The 1,757-nt window shown below is 61.5% G+C and carries 2 protein-coding genes and 1 pseudogene; 1 reads left to right on the forward strand and 2 read right to left on the reverse strand.

From position 1 onward, the window contains the following. Nucleotides 1–231 precede the first annotated feature (231 nt). Complete coding sequence (locus EOA27_RS35040) at nucleotides 232–522, forward strand: DUF1127 domain-containing protein (protein ID WP_126078889.1); 291 nt, start codon at nucleotides 232–234, stop codon at nucleotides 520–522. Nucleotides 523–755: 233 nt separating this feature from the next. Here EOA27_RS35040 and EOA27_RS35045 read toward each other — a convergent pair whose 3' ends face one another. Further along, on the reverse strand, nucleotides 756–1,193 hold the full coding sequence (locus tag EOA27_RS35045; RefSeq protein WP_126078888.1) for a hypothetical protein: 438 nt from the start codon (nucleotides 1,191–1,193) through the stop codon (nucleotides 756–758). Between the two features lie 49 nt (nucleotides 1,194–1,242). Beyond that, a pseudogene (locus tag EOA27_RS35050) lies at nucleotides 1,243–1,757 on the reverse strand (hypothetical protein); the annotation flags it as partial.

The following is a 1,757-nucleotide window of genomic DNA, read 5'->3' on the forward strand; positions in this document are numbered from 1 at the left end:
ACCTATCATTGATGTTGATGCTAGAGATTAAAAACATTCGTTGGATTAATCAATCGCGCGATGGCAAATTGTCATTGTCCACATGAGAACAGTGCATGTCGCCCAGAAGTGGTTCCCGGTTCTGGGGACAACGACATGCATCACATCAATGAATGGAAACCGGAACGGCGCTTCTCCCAAGGCGCCGATTGGCTGGTTTCGTCCGCTCGACTCCTGGAAGGAGAGACTGAAATGACCACGATTGAATTCGCCTCCGAGACTCCGCGCATCACCACGCGTCCGGCCGTTGCGACGCTTGTGGTCAATGCCATCGCCAACAGCTACCGCGCCTGGAAAAACCGTCGCGCCTTCTATCGCCTCGGCGAGATGTCCGACGCCGAGCTGGCCGATATCGGCCTGACGCGCGCCGACCTCCATGTCGCCATCGGCGTGCCCTTCGGCCGCGATCCGACGGCGAAGCTGCGCGTGATCGCCAGCGAGCGCGCCGACACGATCGAGGACCTTGCTCGTAAGGTAGGCTGAAGGGCGGCGTTTCCTCGGATTTCCCGTCGCGCTGAACCTTTTCACGGCTCGGCGCGACCAAGCTTCATGCAGGCTCCCACACTCCCTGCCGGTTCCCCGCCGGCCAGCCTGCACATTGCCCGGTTCTCCTCCAGGACCGGGCATTTTTTATTTGCTTCGACACATGACGGAAGCGTTGGTTTCCGCCACACGCAATTTGGTGAAACCAGCAAGGCCGTTTAGGGACGCAGGCTCTAGTCTGGCGCCATCTGGCAATCGGGGCCGACCCACTTACCCGTGGTAATATCCAGCTCGGCATCCATGTTTGCGGCGCTGCACACGGGATAACGATCGTCACCCTGTCGGGCCTTGCTGCGGCTTCTGTATTGATTGACGAGGGTATCGTGGTCGGGCTGCTGCGAGCCTCCCTGCCGCAGTGAAAGCTGCATCATGCAATTGGCGAAAGCATCCGTACCTTGTTCAAAACCGAAGCCAACGCATTGCGCCTCGTTCTTCGAGCTTTGGCCGGCGTTTCCGTTGCTTGTTGTGCAGCCCATCAGCGATGCGGCAAACATCAGTAGCAACATAGAGGACGAAGGGCGCATCCCGCTTTTCCTTGTGATCCAGAATACTCGGTAGTGAGTTGTGGTCGAAAGCCCCTGCAAGCAGTCGCGGCGAGGATTGCGGCGCATCTGCTTGGGTCTCTTGCTCGCGGAACGCCGCTCCGGCGGCGTTCAGGGTTCACCGCCGGTCCATGTCGCGCTTGAACTGGTCGAAGATCGTCTCCAGGCCCTTTTGATATTCGTCGCGCTGCTGCGCACCGGTCTCGAACATCTTGCCGAAGATGTCGTCGAACGGGTTTCGCGGACGGCCGCTCGGGTTGGTTTGCGGCTGTTGCGGCGCGCTCTGCTGCGGTTGGCGCTGTTGCGGCTGCGGCGCCGGCTGCCCGCCGGGCACGCCGAAGCCGCCACCGCCCTGGCGCAGCATCTCCTCGAAGATCTTGCCGAGCGGATTGTCGCCATAGGGGCTTTGCGTCTGCTGCGGCTGGCCTTGCGGCTGCGCGCCGCCGCCGAACATGTCCTGCAACACCTTGCCGAGCGGATTCTCGCCATAGGGATTGGGCGCGGGTTGCGGCGTCTGGGGCGCTGGCGCGACGCCGCTTTGCCGCATCATCTGCTCGATGATCTCGCCGAGCGGATTGCCGCTGCCGCCGAAGCCGCCGGCGGCCTGCATCTGCCCCCCAGTCAACTGATTGT

It is taken from the genome of Mesorhizobium sp. M2A.F.Ca.ET.037.01.1.1 (assembly GCF_003998075.1).
GTDB lineage: Bacteria > Pseudomonadota > Alphaproteobacteria > Rhizobiales > Rhizobiaceae > Mesorhizobium.